Origin of the sequence: Undibacterium paludis (genome assembly GCF_022568815.1) — a bacterium.
In the GTDB taxonomy this organism is placed as follows: domain Bacteria; phylum Pseudomonadota; class Gammaproteobacteria; order Burkholderiales; family Burkholderiaceae_D; genus Undibacterium.
This window is the reverse complement of record NZ_JAKZHX010000010.1, coordinates 253,022-274,462: the sequence shown is the minus strand read 5'-3', so window position 1 is coordinate 274,462 and position 21,441 is coordinate 253,022. Positions and strand designations below refer to the sequence as shown.

At 55.3% G+C, this 21,441-nt stretch carries 21 protein-coding genes; 10 read left to right on the top strand and 11 right to left on the bottom strand.

Annotated elements, in window-relative coordinates; genetic code table 11:
- Positions 1-157 precede the first annotated feature (157 nt).
- Together LZ463_RS18480 and LZ463_RS18475 are read left to right on the top strand one after the other, a co-directional pair.
- Positions 158-730 carry a TetR/AcrR family transcriptional regulator gene (locus tag LZ463_RS18480; protein ID WP_241457288.1) on the top strand — a complete coding sequence of 191 codons (573 nt, stop codon included), beginning with the start codon at positions 158-160 and terminating at the stop codon, positions 728-730.
- A gap of 36 nt (positions 731-766) precedes the next feature.
- Positions 767-1,594 (top strand): SDR family oxidoreductase, encoded by an 828-nt coding sequence (locus LZ463_RS18475; RefSeq protein WP_241457287.1) that lies wholly within the window; start codon positions 767-769, stop codon positions 1,592-1,594.
- 128 nt (positions 1,595-1,722) lie between these two features.
- On the opposite strand, the gene LZ463_RS18470 is transcribed toward LZ463_RS18475, so the two are convergent.
- The gene (locus tag LZ463_RS18470) at positions 1,723-3,741 is read right to left on the bottom strand and encodes an alkyl/aryl-sulfatase (RefSeq protein WP_241457286.1); all 2,019 of its coding nucleotides are present in this window, start codon (positions 3,739-3,741) and stop codon (positions 1,723-1,725) included.
- A gap of 168 nt (positions 3,742-3,909) precedes the next feature.
- Here LZ463_RS18470 and LZ463_RS18465 point away from each other — a divergent pair, with 168 nt between their 5' ends.
- From LZ463_RS18465 to LZ463_RS18455, 3 genes are all read left to right on the top strand, one after another.
- Positions 3,910-4,824, top strand: a complete 915-nt coding sequence (locus LZ463_RS18465; protein WP_241457285.1) for a LysR family transcriptional regulator — start codon at positions 3,910-3,912, stop codon at positions 4,822-4,824.
- A gap of 219 nt (positions 4,825-5,043) precedes the next feature.
- Positions 5,044-5,601 (top strand): TetR/AcrR family transcriptional regulator, encoded by a 558-nt coding sequence (locus LZ463_RS18460; RefSeq protein WP_241457284.1) that lies wholly within the window; start codon positions 5,044-5,046, stop codon positions 5,599-5,601.
- 28 nt (positions 5,602-5,629) lie between these two features.
- Complete coding sequence (locus tag LZ463_RS18455; RefSeq protein ID WP_241457283.1) at positions 5,630-7,171, top strand: FAD-dependent monooxygenase; 1,542 nt, start codon at positions 5,630-5,632, stop codon at positions 7,169-7,171.
- Between the two features lie 12 nt (positions 7,172-7,183).
- Here the strand turns inward: LZ463_RS18455 and LZ463_RS18450 are convergent, their stop codons facing one another.
- Positions 7,184-7,762, bottom strand: coding sequence for a PadR family transcriptional regulator (locus tag LZ463_RS18450; RefSeq protein WP_277624094.1), 579 nt, complete (start codon positions 7,760-7,762; stop codon positions 7,184-7,186).
- A 126-nt stretch (positions 7,763-7,888) separates the two neighbouring features.
- On the opposite strand from LZ463_RS18450, the gene LZ463_RS18445 reads away from it, so the two are divergent.
- Both LZ463_RS18445 and LZ463_RS18440 read left to right on the top strand, forming a co-directional pair.
- A complete protein-coding gene (locus LZ463_RS18445; protein WP_241457281.1) occupies positions 7,889-8,485 on the top strand; it encodes an ester cyclase in 597 nt (198 codons plus the stop codon).
- Between the two features lie 199 nt (positions 8,486-8,684).
- Positions 8,685-9,410: a TMEM175 family protein gene (locus LZ463_RS18440; RefSeq protein WP_241457280.1), complete on the top strand. Its 726-nt coding sequence runs from the start codon at positions 8,685-8,687 to the stop codon at positions 9,408-9,410.
- Positions 9,411-9,453: 43 nt separating this feature from the next.
- Here LZ463_RS18440 and LZ463_RS18435 read toward each other — a convergent pair whose 3' ends face one another.
- From LZ463_RS18435 to LZ463_RS18415, 5 genes are read right to left on the bottom strand one after another with little or no spacing between them, the layout of a single operon-like run.
- The gene (locus LZ463_RS18435; protein WP_241457279.1) at positions 9,454-10,026 is read right to left on the bottom strand and encodes a hypothetical protein; all 573 of its coding nucleotides are present in this window, start codon (positions 10,024-10,026) and stop codon (positions 9,454-9,456) included.
- Complete coding sequence (locus LZ463_RS18430; RefSeq protein ID WP_241457278.1) at positions 10,023-10,472, bottom strand: (2Fe-2S)-binding protein; 450 nt, start codon at positions 10,470-10,472, stop codon at positions 10,023-10,025. Before LZ463_RS18430 ends, LZ463_RS18435 begins: the two co-directional genes overlap by 4 nt.
- Positions 10,473-10,510: 38 nt before the next feature.
- The gene (locus LZ463_RS18425) at positions 10,511-12,703 is read right to left on the bottom strand and encodes a xanthine dehydrogenase family protein molybdopterin-binding subunit (protein WP_241457277.1); all 2,193 of its coding nucleotides are present in this window, start codon (positions 12,701-12,703) and stop codon (positions 10,511-10,513) included.
- A gap of 53 nt (positions 12,704-12,756) precedes the next feature.
- Complete coding sequence (locus tag LZ463_RS18420; RefSeq protein ID WP_241457276.1) at positions 12,757-13,074, bottom strand: antibiotic biosynthesis monooxygenase family protein; 318 nt, start codon at positions 13,072-13,074, stop codon at positions 12,757-12,759.
- 40 nt (positions 13,075-13,114) lie between these two features.
- Entirely contained in the window at positions 13,115-14,137 is a 1,023-nt protein-coding gene (locus LZ463_RS18415) for an MBL fold metallo-hydrolase (protein ID WP_241457275.1), read from the bottom strand.
- A gap of 198 nt (positions 14,138-14,335) precedes the next feature.
- Between LZ463_RS18415 and LZ463_RS18410 the strand changes: the two genes are divergently transcribed.
- Positions 14,336-14,806: a hypothetical protein gene (locus tag LZ463_RS18410; protein WP_241457274.1), complete on the top strand. Its 471-nt coding sequence runs from the start codon at positions 14,336-14,338 to the stop codon at positions 14,804-14,806.
- Here the strand turns inward: LZ463_RS18410 and LZ463_RS18405 are convergent.
- Positions 14,803-15,867: a hypothetical protein gene (locus LZ463_RS18405; protein WP_241457273.1), complete on the bottom strand. Its 1,065-nt coding sequence runs from the start codon at positions 15,865-15,867 to the stop codon at positions 14,803-14,805. The two genes, LZ463_RS18410 and LZ463_RS18405, sit on opposite strands and share 4 nt — an antisense overlap.
- Positions 15,868-16,081: 214 nt before the next feature.
- Here LZ463_RS18405 and LZ463_RS18400 point away from each other — a divergent pair, with 214 nt between their 5' ends.
- Positions 16,082-16,513 (top strand): winged helix-turn-helix transcriptional regulator, encoded by a 432-nt coding sequence (locus LZ463_RS18400; protein WP_241457272.1) that lies wholly within the window; start codon positions 16,082-16,084, stop codon positions 16,511-16,513.
- Positions 16,514-16,569: 56 nt separating this feature from the next.
- On the opposite strand, the gene LZ463_RS18395 is transcribed toward LZ463_RS18400, so the two are convergent.
- The 3 genes from LZ463_RS18395 to LZ463_RS18385 all read right to left on the bottom strand — a co-directional run bounded on the left by LZ463_RS18395 (position 16,570) and on the right by LZ463_RS18385 (position 20,445).
- On the bottom strand, positions 16,570-18,825 hold the full coding sequence (locus LZ463_RS18395) for a xanthine dehydrogenase family protein molybdopterin-binding subunit (protein WP_241457271.1): 2,256 nt from the start codon (positions 18,823-18,825) through the stop codon (positions 16,570-16,572).
- On the bottom strand, positions 18,822-19,322 hold the full coding sequence (locus LZ463_RS18390) for a (2Fe-2S)-binding protein (protein WP_241457270.1): 501 nt from the start codon (positions 19,320-19,322) through the stop codon (positions 18,822-18,824). The genes LZ463_RS18395 and LZ463_RS18390 overlap by 4 nt, the downstream gene beginning before the upstream one ends.
- Before the next feature lie 145 nt (positions 19,323-19,467).
- On the bottom strand, positions 19,468-20,445 hold the full coding sequence (locus LZ463_RS18385; protein ID WP_241457269.1) for a sodium-dependent bicarbonate transport family permease: 978 nt from the start codon (positions 20,443-20,445) through the stop codon (positions 19,468-19,470).
- A 92-nt stretch (positions 20,446-20,537) separates the two neighbouring features.
- Here LZ463_RS18385 and LZ463_RS18380 point away from each other — a divergent pair, with 92 nt between their 5' ends.
- The gene (locus LZ463_RS18380; RefSeq protein ID WP_241457268.1) at positions 20,538-21,440 is read left to right on the top strand and encodes a LysR family transcriptional regulator; all 903 of its coding nucleotides are present in this window, start codon (positions 20,538-20,540) and stop codon (positions 21,438-21,440) included.
- Position 21,441: the final 1 nt, after the last annotated feature.

Sequence of the window (21,441 nt, the reverse complement as noted above, 5' to 3'; positions counted from 1 at the left end):
GAGAAATCTCTTATGAAAAAGCACCTGTCGACAATCAATTAAGCGAATGTTTTGTCCCGGTTATTTGCCCTGAAAAGATCGATATTGCTTTTGTAACTAAAAAAAATAATGAAAATTTCTCTTTTAATCGAATATTTATTCGTTTAAAATTTGAGTCATGAAACCAAAAGATGAAAAAAAACTTGCCGCCATCATTGCCACAACCTGCCGTATGGCAGCGGAACGTGGTTTGCTGGGCCTGACGCTGATTGACATCGCCAAGGCTGCCGGCATCGCTACCAGTACGCTCTATGTTTATTTTGCTGACAAGGAAGCCTTGTTCAACGAAGTGTATCGCCATGCCAAACAGGAGGCGATGAATTTTTATATTGAAGAGATTGACCCGTCTGCTCCCCTCAAGCTGCGGGTGCGCAAAGTGTGGAATCGCATGCTTGACCATAGATTGCGCCGGTACGATGAAGTCAGCTTCATGGAGCAATTTATCGGTTCGGCCTACATGACGGATGAAATCCGGGCCTACACCGCGCAGCTTAGTGACGGTTTGCTGAAAATCGTTGCCGAAGGGCAGCGCGAAGAAATATTAAAGGATATTCCGGTTGCGTACCTGAATGCATGTTTCATTGGTTCGGTTCGCGAGACTGGCCGAATGATGCGTGCCGGTCTGGTTGCCGATAGCGAAGAGTCCCGGTCGCTTGCCTTTCGGCTTTGTTGGGACGCCATTCGCTGTTGATTTTTTTTGATGCTTAACCAAGCAAGGAATAATGCCATGTCTGCTGAAACTTCTCCTGTTGTATTGATTACCGGCGCTTCGACCGGGATAGGCAAAGCGGTTGCCAACCTGTTTGCCGACAAGGGCTGGCGTGTTGCCGCCACCATGCGCGACCCGGCAAAGGGCGGGGATCTGGCCGCGCGCCAGGGTGTGGCGGTGTTGCCGCTTGATGTCACGCAAGCGGCATCGGTGGCAGCAGCCGTTGCGGCCACGCTGGAGCGGTTCGGGCGGATTGATGCTGTTGTCAACAATGCCGGTTATGGCCTGTTTGGCCCGTTTGAGACGGCAAGCGAAGAGCTGATCGCCCGTCAGTTTGCCACTAATGTTGAAGGTGTCTTTGCCGTGACCAGGGCCGTGCTGCCGACGATGCGAAGCCAGGGCAGTGGTACGATCATCAATGTTGCCTCGCTTGGCGGCTTGATCAGCCTGCCATTTTTCTCGCTTTACGCAGCGACAAAATTTGCCATTGTCGGTTTTACCGAGTCCCTGTCTTTTGAGCTTGCTCCATTGGGAATCCGCGCCAAGTACATTGCTCCCGGTGGTGTCAGCACTGACTTTGCAGGCCGCTCACTCGCAACGACAGTCGGTCAGGGTGAAAACCCCTACGCAGCCAGCCTTGGTAAAGTCATGGCGGCGACGGGCGCCCGTCGCAGTAATTATTCTTCACCCGAACTCATTGCAGAGGTCATCTACACGGCAGCGACCGACAACACCGGGCGCGTGATGTACCTGGCAGGGCCAGATGCCGAACAGGCCTATTCGCTGCAAAGAACCCTGTCGGAAGCAGACAGGCTGGCGATGTTGCGCCAGCACGCCGGTTTATAAATATTTCCAGTAGATGTACATTGTGTCAGCGTACGATCGGCTTCACCTGATCGTACGCCTGTCGTGTTTTGAACCTGCAAAAGTTGCCAAATCACACCTGTGGAGCAATCGCCAGGTGGTATAAAAATTCACTTCGTCACAATCGCAAACGTCCCCGGCGCTTTATCGATCAGGCCAAAAAAACGTACCAGATCGATCTTGCTGCCGTCTACCTTCAGGTCATCGCTGAACAGCGTATCTTTTACACCTGCCGTGCCCGCCATCATCTTGATGAAGATGGTTTTGGTCAGCGTGAGTGTGGCGTTGGCGTCTTTGACTGGTGCTGCTTTTTTGTGGTGCAGGACGGCGTTTTCTATCCATAGCACGTAAGACTCCTTGGTGTCGGTCAGCACCAGGTTGAGCTTGTAGTCTTTGCCTTCGGCGTTGGGGCCGTTGAGGCCGGCGGCCATGGCTTCGAGGAAGCGTTCTATCGGGGTCTGGCCCAGCATGTCTATCATGGCGGCGCGGTTGACGCCTTTGGCGGGCGGGCCGTTGCGCAACTCGCTGGCGGCGGTCAGATAGCTGTTGCGCCAGGTTGATGCTTCTGCCATAAAGCCCATTTGTTCATAGGTGCGGGCCAGCAGTTCTTTGGCGTTTTTGTTGCTGCTGTCGGCAAAGACGACGTGGTTGAGCAGTTCTGCTGTCCAGCGGTAGTCACCTTTGTCGAAGGCGGTTTGTGCGGCGGCGATGGCCTTGTCGGCACCGCCTGCCAGTTCGACATAATGCTTTGCCGATTCTTGCGGGGGCAGGCGGTCGAGGTTGGCCGGGTTGCCGTCATACGCGCCGATGTAGAACTGGTAGACGGCTTTGACATTGTGGCGCAGATCGCCATAGTAGCCGCGTGCGCCAAAATAGCTTTCCAGCGATTTGGGCAGTTTGATCTTGTCGGCGATTTCATACGGGGTATAACCGGCATTGATCAGGCGTACGGTCTGGTCATGGGTGTATTTGTAGACATCGCGCTGTTTGGTGATGAATTCTGCAATGCGCGCTTTGCCCCAGACCGGCCAGTTGTGCTGGCCAAAATACACGTCGGCGTCGGCGCTTTGTTCCAGCGCCTGTTCCAGGTACAGGCCCCAGCGTTGCGCATCGCGTGCCTTGGCGCCGCGTACCGGCAGCAGGTTGTGCATGGTTTGCGCCAGTATCTCTGCACCGGCATAGGCTTTTTTGTCGGGGATGCTGAAGGTCAGTTCTGAGGGGGCCTCAGCACCGGGCACGTTGTGGAAGACAAAGTTCACGCCATCCACGGCCAGTTCTTGCGTTTGTCTGGTGATCAGCTGGTTTGGCTCCAGCACGCCGATGCTGCCATAGGCCACGGCCTTGCCCAGGCCGGTATCGACCATGCCTTTGGCTGAACGTTCAAGGTCTTTGCCAAACTGGTAGCCAGAGCGCCTGGCCATGGCAGTGCCGACCAGGATGTTTTCGCTGGTGGCTTCTTCCATGAAGCCATCGGGGGCAATGACGGGGATTTTTTTGCTTGCAACTTCTTCCGGTGTGATGACACCGAGCGCGCCGCCAAAATGGTCGGCGTGGCTATGGGTGAAGACGACGGCGGTTACCGGTTTGTCGCCCAGGTGTTTGCGGGCAAAGGCGATGGCGGCTGCGGCGCTTTCTTTTGAGGTCAGCGGGTCGACAATGATCCAGCCGGTCTTGCCTTCGATGATGCTCATGTTGGCGATATCAAAACCGCGCAACTGGTAAATGCCATCGGTGACCTTGAACAGGCCGATCTGGGCGTTGAGCCTGGCATGCCGCCACAGGCTGGGGTTGACAGTGGCCGGGGCTGGGCCTTCTACAAATTTCCAGGCATCAAAGTCGATCAGTACTTCACCTGTGGGGCCCAGTATCTTGCCTTCCGGCCTGGCGATCAGGCCACGTTTGGCGTCTTCAAAGTCTTGCTGGTCATCGAGCGCCAGGGTTTGGGCCATGTCGGCATTGGTCTTGAGGGTGGCGGCCGTGGCGTCACCGATGGCGGCTGCCGGAGCGCTGGATTTTTGGCCGCATGCCCCCAGCAGCAGGCTGCCGGCCAGCGTGGCGGCAAGCAGGCTCAGGGGCAACCGCTTTGGCGTGAAGAATGTTGATTGAGGCGCAGGGGCAGGGTGTGGCATGGCAGGTCTCCATTTTGGTCTTTAATGGAAGAGTGTAGGGCTGGCAATGTTATCCGTCCAATGCATTTATACGATAAAATCAATGCACTGCATGCATGGATAAATTAAATAAATAACATCATGCGATGATGCCCGCTGCCAGCTTGCCGGTGCTGCCTTTTGGAGGGGATGATGGAGCTGAAACGACTCAGGCATGTTGTTGCCCTGGCCGATGAAAAGAATTTTGCCCGTGCTGCCGAGCGGGTACATCTGTCACAGTCAGCTCTCAGCCGCAGCATACAGGCGGCGGAGGCAGAGTTGCGTGTGCAATTGTTTGATCGCGGTACGACCGAGGTCGTCCCCACCCCGGTGGGCAGCTTTTTTATCGCCAGGGCGCGCAAGCTGCTGTTCGACAGCAATTGCCTGCAAAGAGATATCGAGCTTTACCGCAGCAAGCAGATCGGTGAGCTGGCCATCGGTGTTGGCCCTTTCCCGGCGGCGACACTGCTGCCGTTGTTGATGCCAGAACTGCGTCAGGATTATGCCGGGGTCAGCCTGCGCGTTGAAGTCAATAACTGGCAATACCTGACCCAGCACTTGCGTAATGAAGAGCTGGACTTTTTTGTTGCCGATACCCGTGACCTGCCGCCCGACCAGGACCTGGACATTGATTTGCTGGCGCGACAGCAGGGCGGCTTCTTCGTGCGCGCCCGTCATCCTCTGCTGGGCAAGGTCAGCCCGCAGGCGGCTGACATCCTCGACTATGGCCTGGCATCAGTACGCTTGCCGCAGGCGATACGCAAGGTGCTGGCCCAGCTGTTGGGTTTGCCAGCCGGGGCCAGTCTGCCGGTGGCGCTGGAATGTGATGACGTACAGACATTGAAGCGCGCCACGCTGGAATCAGACACCATACTGGCCGCCATCAATGCCGCCGTTGCAGATGAAGTCAGGCGGGGTGACATGCTGCCGCTGGTGATACCGTCTTTCCCGGCCATGCATTCTGAAGTTGGCATTGTATCGCTGCGCGGGCGCAGTCATTCACCGGTGGCGCAATTCGTGATCAGACGGTTCCACGAACTGGCGGAACAGCATGCACGTGCCTGAACAAAGAGCTGACTCTCAAGACTGTTTCTCAAGATTGTAAGCACGGGGCGATACCCGGCAGGCAAGTCGCTTTCCTATCTCTCCTTGTGAAAATGCTTATGGATATATCCTGATAGGATGGCTGGTTTTAAAAATTATGTAGTGACTACAAAATTCTACTTGATAGTAAAATGTAGTTGCGTATAATTTGTGTTGAGATTGGATAAAGAAAGCATGCGCATGACAGGATTACGAGAAAGAAAGAAGGCCAAAACCCGCAAGCTCATTGCAGACATCGCCCGCGATCTGTTTATTGAACGAGGCTATGGCGACGTCACCGTTGCCGAGATTGCCGAGAAAGCAGAGGTGGCGGTAACGACGCTGTTCAATTATTTCCCGACAAAAGAATCCCTGATCTTTGATCTGGAAGATGAGATCGATGCCGATATCCTGACGGCGATCAGGGGCAGGGATGATGACGTATCGATCCTCGACGCGCTGCATCAGTATTTTTTGACCAGCAAGCTGTTCAATCCGCCGAGCAGGCAGACATTTGCAGGGTTTGGCAAACTGATCCGGTCCACGCCCGAGCTCAGCACGTATCTGCGCGGCTTGTGGGGCCGTTATGAAAAGACCCTGGCCAAAGAAATCCAGGGCGAGTCTGGCATCAATAAAACCGAGGCTGAATGCATGGCCAAGCTGATACTGGAAGGGGTTAGCTTTGCCTGTAATTCGCCCTCTCCCAAAGACGCCCTGAATTTTACGTTTACCGTCCTGAAGCAGGGCTGGAACAAGTGAAGCACAATCAAGTAAAGCAATAACACCAATGGATACACCATACAATAACAACAAAGAACAGCCGGTTTACGATGTCATCATCAGTGGTGCCGGCCCTGTCGGGCTTTTCCTGGCGTGTGAACTGGCGTTGGCCCAATGTTCAGTCCTGATACTGGAAAAGGCCGGGAGCCCGGATTCGCCGTTCAAGCAGCGCCCTTTCGGCATACGCGGGCTTTCTGCACCGACCATAGAAGCGCTCTACCGTCGCGATCTGCTGGCAGGGCTGGAACTGCATAAGCAACTGAAAAACCCGCACCAGAATGCCGGGCAGGGGGCACGCCGCCAGGTGGGGCACTTTGCCGGCATCCCCTTTCATGAAGGGGATGTTGATACGGCGCAGTGGGGGCACAGGCTGCCGGGTTCTACCGACCTCAGCCTGATTTCCGAGATGAAGGAGCTTGAAACGGTGCTGTCGCACCGCGCATTATCCCTGGGTGTGGAAATCAGGCGCGGGCTGGCGCTGGCTTCTTTTCAGCAGAGCGATGACGGTGTTACTGTCCGGGCTGGTGAGCAGGGCTTCACTGGCCTGTGGCTGGTCGGCTGCGATGGTGCACGCAGTGTCGTTCGCAAGTCGGGCGGTTTTGAGTTTGCCGGTACAGAACCGGAATTCACCGGTTACTCCACCCAGCTTGAGCTTGTCGACCCGGAAAAACTCCAGCCTGGCCGCAACCTGACGCCGCGAGGCATGTACCTGCAGTCCCAGCCCGGCTTTATCGCCATGCAGGACTTTGACGGCGGTGCTTTTCATCAGTCAGAGCAGCCCATTACGCTTGCGCATGTGCAGGCAGTGCTGCGCCGTATCTCTGGTACGGATGTAACGGTCAAGGCCCTGCATGTCGCCAGCACTTGGACAGACCGGGCGCGCCAGGCAATGGCTTACCGGGATGGGAGAGTGCTGCTGGCAGGCGACGCCGCGCACATCCATTCACCGCTCGGTGGCCAGGGGTTGAACCTGGGCTTGGGCGACGCCATGAACCTGGGCTGGAAGCTGGCGGCAACCATACAGCACTGGGCGGCGCCAGGTTTGCTAGACACTTATCAGACAGAGCGGCAGCCGATCGGTGCGCAAGTGCTGGACTGGTCGCGAGCCCAGGTCGCCATCATGCGGCCGGACCCGCATGCCCGTGCACTCAATGCGGTCATGCGCGACCTGATGACGACGCGCGACGGCGCTACCTATATGGCGGCCAGGGTCTGGGGCGTTTTCACCCATTATGATCTTGAAGGCAGTCACCCATTGACGGGCCGTAGCGTTCCCAATATTGAACTTGAGAGCGGCACCTTTGTCGGCGAACTGATGCGCGATGGCAAGGGCATGTTGCTCGATTTTGACATGAACGTCACATTGGCAAAATTGGTTGCGGAATATGGCGGACAGGTAAAGTATGTGGCGGCCAATGCAAAAGAGAGCCTGGGACTGAGCGCCTTGCTGATACGCCCTGATGGTATTGTCGCCTGGGCTTCAGATGGTGGGTTTGATGAGCAGGCAGTCAGACAGGCATTGGCTCTCTGGTTTGCAGCACAGGCTTGAATCAGGTGCCTGCTATTGATCTGCCCCGTCGGGGGTGGAACTGGTATTGATGTCTTCATTGGCAGCGATTACCGCCATGGCTTCATTGCACCAGTTCAGGTAAGCCTGCTCATACAAAATACCACAGCGCAGCACCAGGTATTCCAGCACTTCATTTGCCTTGCCCTGACCCGCATCGGGGTATTTGCTGGTGAGCACTTTTTCATAAAATTGCAGGGTGCCCTGGTGCGACTGGCCATGCCGTGCAATCTCTTCGAGTAAAACACCTGGTGCAACTGCAGTCCCTGCCTGCAACTTGACCATCAGGTCTTCACGCATGCCCGATACCGGAACCGGTTGGGCTACCCAGGCTGCCAGCACCTTGCGCCCCAATGCCGTGATGGAATACACCTTGCGGTCTGGCTTGTCTTTTTGCTTGCTGGTCTTTGACTTCACCCAGGCATCTTTTTCCATGATGGACAGTTCACGGTAGATCTGCTGGTGTGTGGCATGCCAGAAATGGCTGACCACCCGGTCGAATTCTTTCGCCAGGTCATAGCCTGTGGCGGGTTGCTTCATCAGGGAAGCGAGTATTGCATGTGCAAGCGCCATCGTCGGAATAAAAAAACAGTCAACAAGCGAACAATAGCATATCTATGCAAATCATTGCATATGCCTGAAAAATGCATTAGCATTCATATGCAACTTTTTGCATATGGTTAAAAAGGGCAAGAAAATATGATGAAACAAACGTCGGGCAAGACAGTCCGGGCGGCCTTGCTGAGTGGTTTACTTGGGCTTGGCGGACTATTTCTTTTATCAAATCCAGCAGCCAGTGCTGCTGCACAAGACGGGGTCAAGGCAATGGATACAAAGATGAAATCTGGACAGAAACCGGGCGCGGTACCGGACATGGCAGTCAGTGAAGCTGAAGCCATGGTGAGAAAGTATTATCAGACCATAGAAATGCAGCCTTTCAATGAAGGCCAGGCCAGTGAATTCTTTTCTGACGAGTACACCAACTATCCAAAAAGAGACATTGCGCCTGGCAGTTCGGTCAAAAGCAGTACGCTGGGTTTGCTGCGCAGTCTGTCCCATGCTTTCCCTGATGCAAAACGCAAGCTGCTCATCGTCGAGGCTTTGAGTGACAATCGGGTGCTGGTGTATTTTTCTTTTGAAGGTACGCACAGCGGCCAGTTCTTTGGCTTTCCAGCGACTGGTAACAAGGTGTCTTTTATTGGTGTCGACATCTTCAGGATCAAAGACCATCAATTCATCGAGAACTGGCATGTGGAAGACTTAAGCAAGCTGTTTGAGCAATTGAAGGCCAGGTAAATGGTTTCCCTGTCATGGTCCGGCAGTTTTGCTGTCGGCCACAGGTCGAATAGGAATCAAACACCAGTCAGACCAAACTGATCGTGGCATGGCAGACTCAGACTGGCATATAAATGCATCAGGGATGTACATCCTGATTGCCTAACTTATTGTAATTGCTATAATTTGCTCACCCATGCCCAGCCCAGAGGAGAGCGCCTTGTCTGACAATGATCATCAAAAACATCGCGGTTATATTTCCCTGCACAGGATGGACGGTTTCAGCGATGCCGTGTTTGCCTTTGCAGTGACACTGCTGGTGGTGTCACTGGAAGTGCCGAAGTCAGCGCATGAACTGTTTCACCTCATGCACGGATTCATTGCCTTTGGCGTGGCGTTTACCCTGCTGATGATATTGTGGTACCAGCACAGCAAATTCTTCAAGCGCTTCCCGATTACAGACCTATGGATGATTTCGCTGAACATGATGTTGCTGTTCGTCATCCTCATGTATGTTTATCCACTCAAGTTTTTATTCACCAATCTGTTCGATACCCTGATCTGGAAAAGTGGCGGGGACAGTTTTTCGTCCGTATCTGAAATCAGGCTGCTGATGATGATTTATGGTGCCGGGATGATCGCTGTCAATTTTGTTTTTTTTCTCATGCACAAGCATGCCTGGCGCTTGCGTGAACGCTTCGATCTTGATCAGTCGCAGATCAATGAACTGTATTCAGACATGGCGGGCAATATCGTCAACATGAGTGTGGCTGCCCTGTCGGTATTGATTGCGGCAGCAACCAGTGACCAGGGAGCCTGGGCCGGTTATATCTACTTCTTGCTGGGCCCTGTACATTGGGGCGTAGCCGAATGGAGCCGCAAGCGAATGGAAAAGAAAGCCTTGCAAGACAAGGCTACCGAAGAATCAGCCAAGGCTGATGTCTGACGCCGTCACGGCGTGCGGGGTAAAGTCTTTTCTGTTGCAAGTTTCAGGGAGGGCACTTCCCGCCGGTATTGCTCCACAGGCTGGCGTAGCTGATCAATTCTTCATGACTAAGCGGCGGTGTCGTCCTGGCTTCGCCTCTGGCATTCTTGCCTGGTGACCAGGCCCACAGCACCAGGGGTTCTGTGCGCAGATGTTCGACCAGCGCCGCCAGGTTGCGGTCGCCATTCTTTTTCGGGTCACGCAGGCTTTGGCAAAGCTGCCTGCCTTTCATGGCGATGCCGGGGCTGCTTTCCCATGTCATGCTGGCCGGCGCATGCTGCCAGTTGCTGGCCCCCGGTACGCCGCTGGTCTGGTTGCTGGTCTGGTGACAGCCTATGCAAAGTGCACCGGGTTTGCCTTTTCCTTCATGGCCATTGAACACACGGAACTGGTGCACATGCCTGTCGTCTGCCTGCCTGGGACTGTCACCGGCAGAATGGCAATTCAGGCAGCGCGGATGGAGCAGGACTTTTTCCACCTGCTGCCAGGCGGCAATGCTGTCATTGCTTTCGGCGGCGGACGCAGCAGCCAACGGCATTGACAAGAAAAATATCAGTATGGAAACCAGTTTCATCATATGGCTTGCCCCGTTGCTTTCTTGATGGCGATGCGTACCCGGTGGTAGGTGCCGCAACGGCAGATATTGGTCATCGCCTCATTGATCTGCTGGTCAGTCGGTTGCGGTACTTTTTTGATCAGTGCTGCGGCAGCCATCAGCATGCCTGACTGGCAGTAACCGCATTGCGGCACCTGGGCTGCGATCCAGGCCTGTTGCAGCGGATGCGAGCGGTCAGGCGACAAACCTTCTATGGTGGTGATACTGGCACCCTGCGCAGCACCGGCAGGGAAGGAGCAGGACCGGACCGCATTGCCGTCAATATGTACCGTGCAGGCGCCGCAGGCGGCAATGCCGCAGCCGAACTTGGTGCCGGTCAGGCCCAGGGATTCGCGTATTGTCCAAAGCAGGGGTGTTGTCTCTGCGACGTCGACCTGGTGCTTCTGGCCATTGACTATCAGTTCCATTTCATCATTCTTTCATTGTGGGTGATCAGGTCAACAATTCAGGCAAGCCTGAAACCATGATGCGAGAGCGGCAGCCTGCGTATTCTTTTGCCGGTGGCGGCAAACACGGCGTTCGACAGGGCAGGCGGCACGGTGATAGGGCTGACTTCACCCACACCGCCCAGGGCAGCGCCGCTGTTGATGAAGGCGACACTGATCTGCGGCGTCTGCGCCAGATAAGGCAATTCATAGTCGTTGAAATTATGCTGCTCGCAGCGGCCCTGCTTGAAGCTGATGGCGTTATTGGCATAGGCCATGCCAAATACCACGCCACCCTCTATGCCCGCTGTGGCGATACCAGGGTCCAGCACTTTGCCGCAATCGACAGCCAGCCAGGTGTGCAGCAGGTGGATGTCATTGCCCCTGACTTCCAGTTCCAGCACCTGGGCGATATAGCTGCCGAAGGCATAGGCAAAGGCCAGTCCCCTGGCGCGATTCTTTTTGCCCGGTTTTTTTGACCACTGGCTCATGACGGCGACTTTATCCAGTACCGCCAGCGCCCGCGGATTATCACGTAACAGATGCCGGCGATAGGTCAGGGGATCTATCCTGGCGGTGTGCGCCAGTTCGTCGATGAAGCATTCCAGTGCAAACAGGTTGGGGCCGTAACCGGTCGTACGCATGACAGATGTGGGGATGGGCGTCTCCAGCAAATGAAAGTCGACACGTTTTGCGGCGATTTCATACGGTATTTCTGTCAGCCCCTCGATGGCGCTGGGGTCGATGTGTTTTTCTTTCAGCATGCCAGCGATGGGCGGGAATACCGGCAGCAGTATTGTCGGTGATACCAGCTTGATGGCCAGCGCTGCCGGGTAGCCTTGCGCATCAATGGCGGCGTCGATGGCCAGCATGCTGGCCGGACGATAATAGTCGTGGGCAAAATCTTCTTCCCTGTCCCACAAAAGCTTGACCGGCTTGCCTGCGGCTTTTGAGACCAGGGCTGCCTGTATGACAAAATCAGGCAGGAGCCGTCGTCCAAAGCCGCCACCTATGGCGCTGGTGCGGTGGATGATGACTTGCTCGTCCTTTAACTGGAAGATGCTTTTCAGGGCGACGTGAGCAAATTCCTGTCCCTGGGTGGGCGCCCAGATTTCGCATTTGTCTGCACGCACATCAGCAGTGCAATTCATCGGCTCCATGGTGGCATGGGCGGCAAAGGGGTTTTCGTATTCTGCATGCAGTCGTTTTTTGCTTTGCGCCAGCATGCCGCTGGCATCACCTTCGCCGGCGGCCATGGCGTAGGGGCCTTCATGCAGGGCTTTGCCATACTGTTGCGCCAGCCTGGCAGAGTCCAGCCCCTGATTGGGACCGATATCAAATTCTGGCGGATGCGCCAGCAAGGCCGATCTTGCCTGCCAATAGGTGGCGGCAACCACGGCGATGCCATTTTGCAGGGGGACGACGGCAAGTATCCCAGCCTGAGACTTCAGCGCGGCTTCGTTGTAAGACTTCATGCTGCCACCGAGGTAAGGGCAGATGCGCACGGCTGCATGCAGCATGCCGGGCACTTGCATGTCTATGCCAAACCGGGCGCTGCCATCGACCTTGGCCGGGACATCCACCCTGGGCAGGGGGCGGCCCAGCAATGTCAATTGCTGCTCCTGTTTGAGGCGTGGACTGGCCGGGACCGGCAGTCTGGCGGCATCGGCCGCCAGCGCACCAAACGAGATGTGCCTGCCGCTGGCTGCATGCCATACCTGGCTGTTTTCGGTACGGCATTCTCCTGCCGCCACCTGCCAGTGTTGTGCTGCTGCCGTCACCAGCATTTCACGCGCTGTTGCACCGGTTTTGCGCATCAGATCATAGAAGGATTGCGTACTTTCGCTATTGCCGGTAAACATCCAGTTCAGCTTGGGGTTGCGAAAGGCCGGGGCAAAGTCCGAGGTTTCCAGCTTGACCCTGTTCCAGTCCGCACCCAGTTCATCGACCAGGATGGCGGGCAGCGTGGTGCTGATGCCCTGGCCGATTTCTGCCTGCGACACCATGACCGTGACCTGGTTGTCTGGTGTGATTTTTATCCAGCTGCCCAGCGCAGTTTCAGAAAGCGTGGAAGGAGGTGTATCCGTTGCCAGGGCAGGCAGCCTGAATCCCAGCGCCAGAGAGCCTGCAGCTGACGCCAGCAGCTTGATGGCATGGCGGCGTGACGGATCAGGCAGGTTTGTACGGTTGCTCAGTTGCACGTCTGGTTTCATCGTTGATTCCTGTATGGGGATACGTGTATTGGATACGCTTATTGGATAAGTGCTCAGGCCGGATTGATCTGTTCGCTGGCCATCTTCAACTGGTAATGGCGCATCTCCGGCATGGAGGGGATATACGGGCGCACCAGCGCCAGAAAAGGCATGAAATCAGCACTTTTGCGAAAGCCTTCGAGATGGCCGGCCACGCTATCCCAGGTGATGCGTACGATATAGTCGGTTGGCGCATCCAGGCATTGCGACAGCTCTGCACCCAGGCAATGTGGTGAGCGGCGCAGTATGGCCATGGCTTGCAGATAGGCCTGTTCAAATTCAGCGCAGGCGGACTGGTTTTGCAATTGATAGCGCAGGTATTCGGTAATCATAGTATGGATGTCCTGATCGTGTCTTTGTTAAGGGAAAAACTCAGTACGCCTTGTCGCCTGTCGCGGCGCCAGGTGGCAGCGAAATGGCCAGGCCGACGATCATGGACCAGCAATGCGATTTCAGCGACCTGGCAAGGCCTTTCAGACGCTGCTCCCAGACCGGTAACAGCCTGGTGTAGCAGGCGTTCACGCGCTCCTGTTCATAGTCGTCATGGGCAAACCAGCTTTCGCCGGCGGCGGCCAGCCCCGTGGTTTTCAGATAATCAGGGAAGGTCTTTTCTGCCAGCACCTGACGGGCAGTTACTTCCACTGCTGTCAGAAAGGCCAGTGAGGTTTCTATATCTGCCCTGTTGCCTGTATTGCCGACATGGCCGCCGACGAAAGTCTGAAAGTCATAATCGAGTGCCTGCCTGTTGATACGGATGGTGCCGCCTATGTCAGTGCTGACGCCAAGATTGGGATAGGGTGCATAACCGGGGTAGATCACATCGACCAGCATCAGAATTTTTTGCCGTGGCAGGTGGATGAAGATATTGCCGGGCGCATGATTGGGGCTAGTGTAGGCAAGTTCCAGCAACTGATTGCCGACTTCGAGGCGATAGGCATGTTCAAAGCTGATGTCGGGTGAAGGCCGCCGGGGGTCATGCAGGTGGTCCAGGCTGCGTTTTGTCTCTGCCTGGGCGATGATGTGTGCGCCGGCAGGGAACAGGCTGGCTGCACCGATATGATCAAGATGTTCGTGGCTGTAGATGATGTGGGTGACAGGCTGTGCAGTGACTTCGGCTATCGCCTGCAGGTATTTTTTGCCCAGCGTGGGCAGGGGATCAACGACAATGACACCCTGGTCGCTGACAACGAAGATGGTGTTATAGGCTGTGTCGGACAGAAAGTAGACACCATCGCCTATCTGCCTGAGTTGGTAGCCTTTGCCTGCAACATCATTTGCCAGCGCAGGCTGCATGAGGCCAATACCAGTCATGGCCAGCGCAACCGCACAGGTGATGCAGTAAATGGCGTGCAGGCAGCGTCGGTAACAAGCAGCAATGATGGTGTGGAGGCACATGGTCTTCTGTTGGATGGAGGATGTAATCAGTTCAAAAAAGTTGCGAGGATCATTCTAGGGGCCTTGTTTCAGCTTTACTATTAGGCACAATTTTGTAACCGGACGCTTTGCAACATTCTTCTTCGCGCAATAAAAAAACCGACATCGCACTGGCAGGACTGATTACAATCTGCTGAAATCTATTCATGGGGGATGTACATGCAAGAACCGGTTTTGGACAATATGCTGAAGCAGGAAATCAGGCAGAGCAGCAAGGTAGCCGCTGCTTTTTTGGGTGGTTTCATTTTTGCGATGGCGGGATTGACGTTCCTGATGGCGCGCCACATCATGCACAAGGCTGTGGGCGTCTGCCTCATCGCCTTGCTGGTATCTGGCTTTGCCATACTGTCCTATGTCATTGATGTGTTGCACTTGCGACACCTGCGCGATAGTGGCCTGCTGGGCACGATGAATGAATGGGAAAGCGTACGTTTCAATTTCAGGAACAGGGGAACGGACCTGGACACCAGTCAGGGCGCGGCAATACCGGCGACGGCAAAAAGAGTCTTTTTATCTGTGCAAAAACGCGATGGCCAGCATGTCGGCATGCGGTTGCCGGCAGCTTATGCCGGGAAGTTGCAGCAGGCAATCAGGCAGCACTTCCCGGATATCAGGGCGAAAGGAATTTAACGGGCTTCCGCCATGGCACGTTTGTAATTGTCCATCGTCAGCTCGCGCGGCTTGCCATCCAGTTCAACCTCTATCCTGCCATTGACGGGATATTTCCTGACGCTGAGGTTCTGGTAATACGGCTTCTTGTTCAATTGTGTCAGCAGTGTTGCCGTCGTGATCTGGTATTCAATCTGGCCGATGCCGTTGCGGTGATCGGACCAGCCGTCATCGGTGAAGTAGGTCGCTTCCGGCTTTCTGCCCAATAGCTGACTGGCCTGTCTGACTACTTCTTCGCTCAGGCGGGCATCGCGACGGTGGATATTGAGCGGCGCTTCATTCGATGCCGGGTCGCCGATCATGAAGCGGTTGCCATATTCCTTGATCATCGCCCGGTATTTGCTGATGCCATTGCTGACCTCTGCGGTCAATGGCGCGACAGCCAGCATGCTCCTGTTCTTGCCGAGCAGGCGGATTTCGTTTTCCCAATGGCCGGGGCTGCCACCACCGACGGTTTCCATCCAGGCCAGCATGGCTGACTTCCTGACTTCACCCGGCGCAAGATTCAGATGCAGTTCTGTCGCTTCCATTTCTGCATTGGTGAGTAACAGCGCCATGGCATTGTGCTGCTGGCCCGGCTGGCCGCGAGGTCCGACAGACAGGATCAGGCCGACCCTGTCATCGGAAAAAGTGGGGAAAACATAGTCCTTCAGTGACCGTGGCAGGCGGACGTGAAAATACACCGGGTCGCCATCCTGTACCGATGCCATGATTTTTTTGCTGGCCTCGTCAAAGCTGCTGCTGGGGGTAGCAGTTACGACGGCTTCGCCGGGCAGGCCCTGATAGTCTGCAGGGCTGGCAAGCTGGCCGAGTGTGCCGGGTTTCGCCGCAACCATGCCATTGGGCGCCTGCGCGGGTTTGCCGGTGGCGGCTTTCAATGCCTCGGCCGCCTTGCCCAGATCGCTGAGACCGCCGGCGCAGGCAGGGTAAGGCAATAACAATGCCATGCCAAGCGTACAGGCGAGTGCAGGCAGGTATCGCCAGCCAGAGGCGATAATACGGGTTTTATTTGTCAATGCCATGTTCGTATCCAATAGAAAAATGAAAGGAAAATGTGAACTGGCGCGCGCCTGCATGGATTCTAATGACATATGAACAGCTTCACCATCAGGCACTTTTTTGTACCTGCGCCTGACGACCTTGCCTTATTTGGAATCTGATGCCTGTGCGTGTGTCGCAGTATAATTCCCGGCAATTTCCGGCAATTTTTTGCCACTGCTTACAGGAGCATCCATCATGAAAATAGTCAGACTGCCGATGCGGCTGGAGGATTGCCCGGTAAAGACCACGACCGATGTCATTTCCGGGAAATGGAAGACCCTGGTCCTGTACTACCTCAAGGATGGGCCCATCCGTTTTGGGCAATTGAAGCGCCTGACCCAGGGGGCGACCCACAAGGTGCTGACCGAGCAATTGCGTGAACTGGAAGAGGATGGCATCGTTACCCGCATAGAAACGCCAGGCAAGACCCTCAAGGTGGAATACAGCCTGTCAGAATACGGGCAAACGCTGGCACCCATCCTGGGTCTGATGGCAAAATGGGGTGCCGGATTCAGGGAGAGGCAGGCCAGCCAGGTAAGCGAAGCAGAAATATCTGCCGCTGCCGTAACTGACAGTGCAGCCACACGCGGGGCTTCTTTTGTGCATGAATTGAAACGCAAAATCTGAAGCAGTGACGGACTGGCGTGGTGGTATGCCTGCCACCACGCTGCTGCTGACAGATATTATTCCCAGCTCAGATCCGTATGTGTCAGCGGTAATTGCCGCACCCGTTTGCCGGTCGCCGCAAAGATGGCGTTGCAGACTGCCGGCGCCAGTGGCGGGAAGGCTGGTTCACCGAGGCCGGTGACAGGGAAGTCGGTCTTCAAAAAGTGGACTTCTACTTTGGTCTTGCTGTCATTGATGCGCAGCAAGGGGTATTCGTGGAAATTGCTTTGCACGATACGGCCTTTTTGTATGTCCAGTTCCGGATGTTTCAGGGTGCTGATGCCGTCCAGCACCGAGCCTTGCACCTGGTGTTCTGCACCGCTGAGGTTGACAATCTGTGCACCGATGTCGGTGACTACCACGACCCGGTCAACGGTCACTTCGCCTTTTTTGCTGACAGTGACTTCGGCCACCTCGGCAATATAGCCGCGATGGCTGAAGTGGAAGGCGATGCCCTGGCCCTGGCCGCGCGGGAATTTCTTCTTGCCCCAGCCTGACTTGTCGGCCACTTCCTGCAATACACGTTTCATGCGGCCCACATGATAGGGCTGGCTGCGCTCGCCCGTGCCGGGCATGATTTCCTTGTCGCCCAGCATGGCCAGCCGGAAGGCCAGCGGGTCTTGTCCTGCTGCATGGGCCAGTTCATCAATGAAACTGTGGAAGACCCAGGCAAACACATTGCTGCCCGGCGCGCGCCAGGGGCCCATGGGGATGTGGCATTCCATCAGGGTCTGTTCCAGCAGGCAGTTGTCCAGCCAGCGGCCAGGGAATTCATCACCGGACAGGCTGCCACCGCTGCCCGCCTGCAATTGTGTTTTACCATCGCGCGTCACCTTGTTGCCAAAGCTGACGAAATGATTGTGCCAGGCAGTCAGTTTGCCACTGGCATCGACAGCACCACGCAAAAAGTGAAAACCGCCGGCACGGTAATGGTCATGGCGCAGGTCGTCTTCACGTGACCAGGTCAGCTTGACCGGCGCCTTGACAAGTTTGGCAATGGCGACGGCCTCGACAATAAAGTCCGAACTGAGACGACGGCCAAAACCACCGCCGCTGCGTATAATGTGCAGCCTGATTTTTTCCTTGGGGATGCCAAACAGGTCGGCCACCAGGGCCTGACCTGATTCCGGTAATTGTGTCGGCGCCCAGATTTCGACGCTGCCGGTGGCGGCATCAAAGGCAGCCGTGCAGTTTTGCGGCTCCATGCTGGCGTGCGAGATGAAGGGGTAGCTGTAAGCTGCTTCCACGGTTTTTGCTGCCTTGCTCATGGCGGCAGCGACATCGCCGTCCTTGCGCAAGGTCGTAGTCGCCGGTTTGTGTGACAGCTCTTTGGCCTGCTTGCTGAAACTGTCCCAGCTGGTGTCGGCCCACTGTCCTTCATCCCATTGCACGGTAAGCAGCTTGCGTGCACTGAAGGCGGCCCAGGTGGTGTCTGCCACGATGGCGACGCCGGGCATGAGGCCGCGCAGATTGTCGGTGCCCTCGATGATGAAGGCATCGCGCACGCCAGGCTGCTTTTTGATGACATCCAGGTTGGCGCTCAGCACCTTGCCGCCAAATACCGGGCATTTTTCATACACGGCATACAGCATGCCAGGCAGCTTGATGTCGATGCCAAACAGGGGCTTGCCGCTGACGATGGCGGGGTTGTCGACACCGCCTATGCGCGTGCCCAGCAATGTGAATTGTGCCGGGTCTTTGAGCTTGACTTCTTTTGCGTCGGGTACCGGCAGGGTGGCAGCAATGGCGGCCAGTTCGCCAAAACCCAGCCGGCGTTTACTGGCGGCATGGTGGACGGCGCTGTCGGCTGCATGGCATTCACTGGCGGCGACATGCCAGATCTGTGCCGCTGCCTGTATCAGCATGGTGCGCGCCGTGGCACCCAGGCGGTGGAATTCATTGTAGTTGGTCGGCGTCGAGGTCGAACCGCCGGCACCCTGGCTGCCATAGGCGGGGTTGAGGTCACCCTGGATAATGCGTACATCTTTCCAGTTCACTTCCAGCTCTTCGGCAATCACCATCGGTAACGAGGTTTTGATGCCCTGGCCGATTTCCGGCTGTTTTGATACCAGGGTCACCGTACCATCACTGCCTATGCGTATCAGGGCATGCGGCGTAAAGTCGGTAGCGGCTGTCGGTTTGTTGATGACGGTATCGGCGGCATTTGCGTGATTTGAACTCACACCCATGCAGGCCAGCACCAACCCGCCGCCTGTGAAGGCGGACATGCGCAGGAAATCGCGGCGTGTCGTGGATTGCAGGGGCGCGCTCATTTTGTACCTTTCTTGCCGGCTGTACTTCTGGTGCCGGCTGCGGCCAGCTCCGCCGCGCGGTGTATGCCTGCGCGTATGCGTATATAGGTAGCGCAGCGGCACAGGTTGCCACCCATGGCGGCGTCGATATCGGCATCACTGGGATGGGGCTTGTCCCTGAGCAGGGCGGCAGCACTCATGATTTGCCCGGCCTGGCAATAGCCACATTGCGGCACGTCAAGTTCTTGCCAGGCTGCTTGCAGAGGGTGGCTGGCTTGTGCATCCAGACCTTCTATGGTGGTGACTTTCTGCTTGCCCAGGCTGGACACGGGCAGCATGCAGGAACGTGTTGGCACGCCGTTGACATGGACAGTACAGGCGCCGCATTGCCCGGCGCCGCAACCATATTTGGTGCCGACCAGGTTGAGTGAATCGCGCAGGGCCCAGAGCAAGGGAGTATCTGGCATGACATCTATAGTCTGCATTTTGCCGTTAATGTCCAGCTTGTATCTACTCATGGTTTTCTCGGCAAGGATGTGTTTAAGATAAGCTGCTTATTGTAATAGTTATTCAGTTGCCTGTATTCAGCGCTGTCACGATATTGATAAAAACACAATATTTAGTTGATTCACGGTAGCGCAGGCATAGAGGAGAAATGTACGATCAAAGCAAGACATGTTGCGCAGCCGTTATATAGAGGGGAATGCCAAACAGGATATTCAAGGGGAAGGTGATGCCCAGTGACATGCCAAAATATAATGAGGGCGATGCCTCTGGAACGGCATGGCGCAATACAGCCGGGACAGCAATGTAAGAGGCGCTGGCGGCAAGCACCATCAGCAGACCTGCATCTCCGGCAGGAATATGGAGGACCATGGCCAAGCCCAGGGCAATACTTGCATGTGCCACAGGTGCGAGCAGTGAAAATATCATCAGCAGGGGAGACTTTCCGCGCAACTCAGGCATGCTGCGGGCAGCCATCAAGCCCATGTCCAGTAGAAAAAATGCCAGCATACCTTTGAACAAATCACCAGAAAACGGTTGCATGGCCGCTTTGCCTGTATCGCCAGAGAGTATGCCGACCAGCATGGCACCGAGTAACAAAAGTTGCGCGCCATCTGTCAGGGATTCATGCAACACTTTTCTGAGACCATGCTGATGTTTTTGAGCGAACGAAGCTGGGCCAGAGCGTTGTTGTTGCCGGATATAATTTGCAAGAACTACAGCAAACAGAATGGCCGGCGATTCCATTAAAGCCATGGCTGCCGCCATATGGCCGCCATAAGCAAGCCCGTGATTATCAAGATATTGGACTGCTGTGATATAGGTTACTGCACTGACAGAGCCATAAGTAGCGGCGACGGACGCTGCGTCAAATGCCGAAAGAAGGCGTCTCAGAACCAGGTAGGCAATGGCTGGAATGATGAGGGCTAGTACGATGGCGCAACCCAGACTGCTGGCTATCTGAAGGTTCATACCTGAGTGGGAGAGTGCGAATCCTCCTTTCAATCCTAACGCCATCAGCAGGTAAAGAGACAAAAAGCGTGAAATTTGTGGTGGAATTTCCAGGTTTGATTTGATGCCCCCAGCAATCAAACCGAAGATGAAAAATAGAATTGCAGGGTCGAGCAGATTTTGCATACAGGCTTTCAATGATTGGATTGACAGATGGTATGCATTTCCATGTATCAGGTAAAATCAATTTTTTGCACTGTTATAATAGATAATTCTCTATGCATGTAACATTCAGACAATTAAGGCTGTTTTTGGAGCTGTCAGAGTTGCGTAGTATCAGCGCTGTCGCGCGCGCTTGTCATGTGACGCAACCAACTGTTTCAATGCAATTGCGTGAATTGACGGAAACTGTTGGTATTCCACTGTATGAGGTGATAGGCAAGCAACTTTTTTTGACTTCCGCTGGCGAGGAATTCGCTGCTACGGCACGTGCCATGATGCAAGAATGGGATATGCTGGAGCAGCGTATTGCCGCCATAAAAGGCTTGACGAAAGGGCGTTTGCGGGTAGCCGTCGTCAGCACGGCAAAATATTTCATTCCGCGCATGCTGGGGGCTTTTTGCAGAGAGCATCCAGAAATTGATATCGCGCTGGAGGTGCAAAATCGTGACGGTGTGGTGCAAAGACTGCGTGAAAATCGCGACGATATTTACATCATGTCGATGCCGCCAAAAGATATCGACGTGATCCAGCAAGTTTTCTTGCCTAACCCCTTAGTCGTGGTTGCGCCGTTACGGCATGCCCTGGAGGGCAAAGCGGACATCCCTCTGGACGCACTCTTGCAGGAGCGTTTCATTTTGAGGGAGCGCGGTTCAGGCACCCGACTCGCTTGTGACCGCTTTTTTTCAGAGAGAAACGTTACGCCCGTGGTACGCCTGGAACTGGGGAGCAATGAAGCGATCAAACAAGCAGTGGCTGGGGAAATGGGGCTCGCGATCCTGTCTCGTCATGCCTTGGGTGAGCATTTGGTCGATCAGTCACTGACGGAGTTGGACGTGCAGGGTTTTCCTATCCTGTCGCACTGGTATATTGTGCATTTGCGGGAGAAGCGCCTGTCGCCTATCGCCAAAGCTTTCCTATCATATCTTGACATGCAGGCGCAGAAGCTGACACCAATCTGAA

Bases quoted from the DNA above. Each gene is read 5' to 3' on its own strand.
- LZ463_RS18450 (WP_277624094.1), bottom strand. From the start codon at position 7,762: ATGGCGCTTGCACATGCAATACTCGCTTCCCTGATGAAGCAACCCGCC.
- LZ463_RS18405 (WP_241457273.1), bottom strand. From the start codon at position 15,867: ATGGCATTGACAAATAAAACCCGTATTATCGCCTCTGGCTGGCGATAC.
- LZ463_RS18470 (WP_241457286.1), bottom strand. From the start codon at position 3,741: ATGCCACACCCTGCCCCTGCGCCTCAATCAACATTCTTCACGCCAAAG.
- LZ463_RS18400 (WP_241457272.1), top strand. From the start codon at position 16,082: ATGAAAATAGTCAGACTGCCGATGCGGCTGGAGGATTGCCCGGTAAAG.
- LZ463_RS18410 (WP_241457274.1), top strand. From the start codon at position 14,336: ATGCAAGAACCGGTTTTGGACAATATGCTGAAGCAGGAAATCAGGCAG.
- LZ463_RS18435 (WP_241457279.1), bottom strand. From the start codon at position 10,026: ATGATGAAACTGGTTTCCATACTGATATTTTTCTTGTCAATGCCGTTG.
- LZ463_RS18475 (WP_241457287.1), top strand. From the start codon at position 767: ATGTCTGCTGAAACTTCTCCTGTTGTATTGATTACCGGCGCTTCGACC.
- LZ463_RS18445 (WP_241457281.1), top strand. From the start codon at position 7,889: ATGATGAAACAAACGTCGGGCAAGACAGTCCGGGCGGCCTTGCTGAGT.
- LZ463_RS18390 (WP_241457270.1), bottom strand. From the start codon at position 19,322: ATGAGTAGATACAAGCTGGACATTAACGGCAAAATGCAGACTATAGAT.
- LZ463_RS18460 (WP_241457284.1), top strand. From the start codon at position 5,044: ATGACAGGATTACGAGAAAGAAAGAAGGCCAAAACCCGCAAGCTCATT.
- LZ463_RS18420 (WP_241457276.1), bottom strand. From the start codon at position 13,074: ATGATTACCGAATACCTGCGCTATCAATTGCAAAACCAGTCCGCCTGC.
- LZ463_RS18385 (WP_241457269.1), bottom strand. From the start codon at position 20,445: ATGCAAAATCTGCTCGACCCTGCAATTCTATTTTTCATCTTCGGTTTG.
- LZ463_RS18395 (WP_241457271.1), bottom strand. From the start codon at position 18,825: ATGAGCGCGCCCCTGCAATCCACGACACGCCGCGATTTCCTGCGCATG.
- LZ463_RS18425 (WP_241457277.1), bottom strand. From the start codon at position 12,703: ATGAAACCAGACGTGCAACTGAGCAACCGTACAAACCTGCCTGATCCG.
- LZ463_RS18455 (WP_241457283.1), top strand. From the start codon at position 5,630: ATGGATACACCATACAATAACAACAAAGAACAGCCGGTTTACGATGTC.
- LZ463_RS18380 (WP_241457268.1), top strand. From the start codon at position 20,538: ATGCATGTAACATTCAGACAATTAAGGCTGTTTTTGGAGCTGTCAGAG.
- LZ463_RS18430 (WP_241457278.1), bottom strand. From the start codon at position 10,472: ATGGAACTGATAGTCAATGGCCAGAAGCACCAGGTCGACGTCGCAGAG.
- LZ463_RS18415 (WP_241457275.1), bottom strand. From the start codon at position 14,137: ATGTGCCTCCACACCATCATTGCTGCTTGTTACCGACGCTGCCTGCAC.
- LZ463_RS18465 (WP_241457285.1), top strand. From the start codon at position 3,910: ATGATGGAGCTGAAACGACTCAGGCATGTTGTTGCCCTGGCCGATGAA.
- LZ463_RS18480 (WP_241457288.1), top strand. From the start codon at position 158: ATGAAACCAAAAGATGAAAAAAAACTTGCCGCCATCATTGCCACAACC.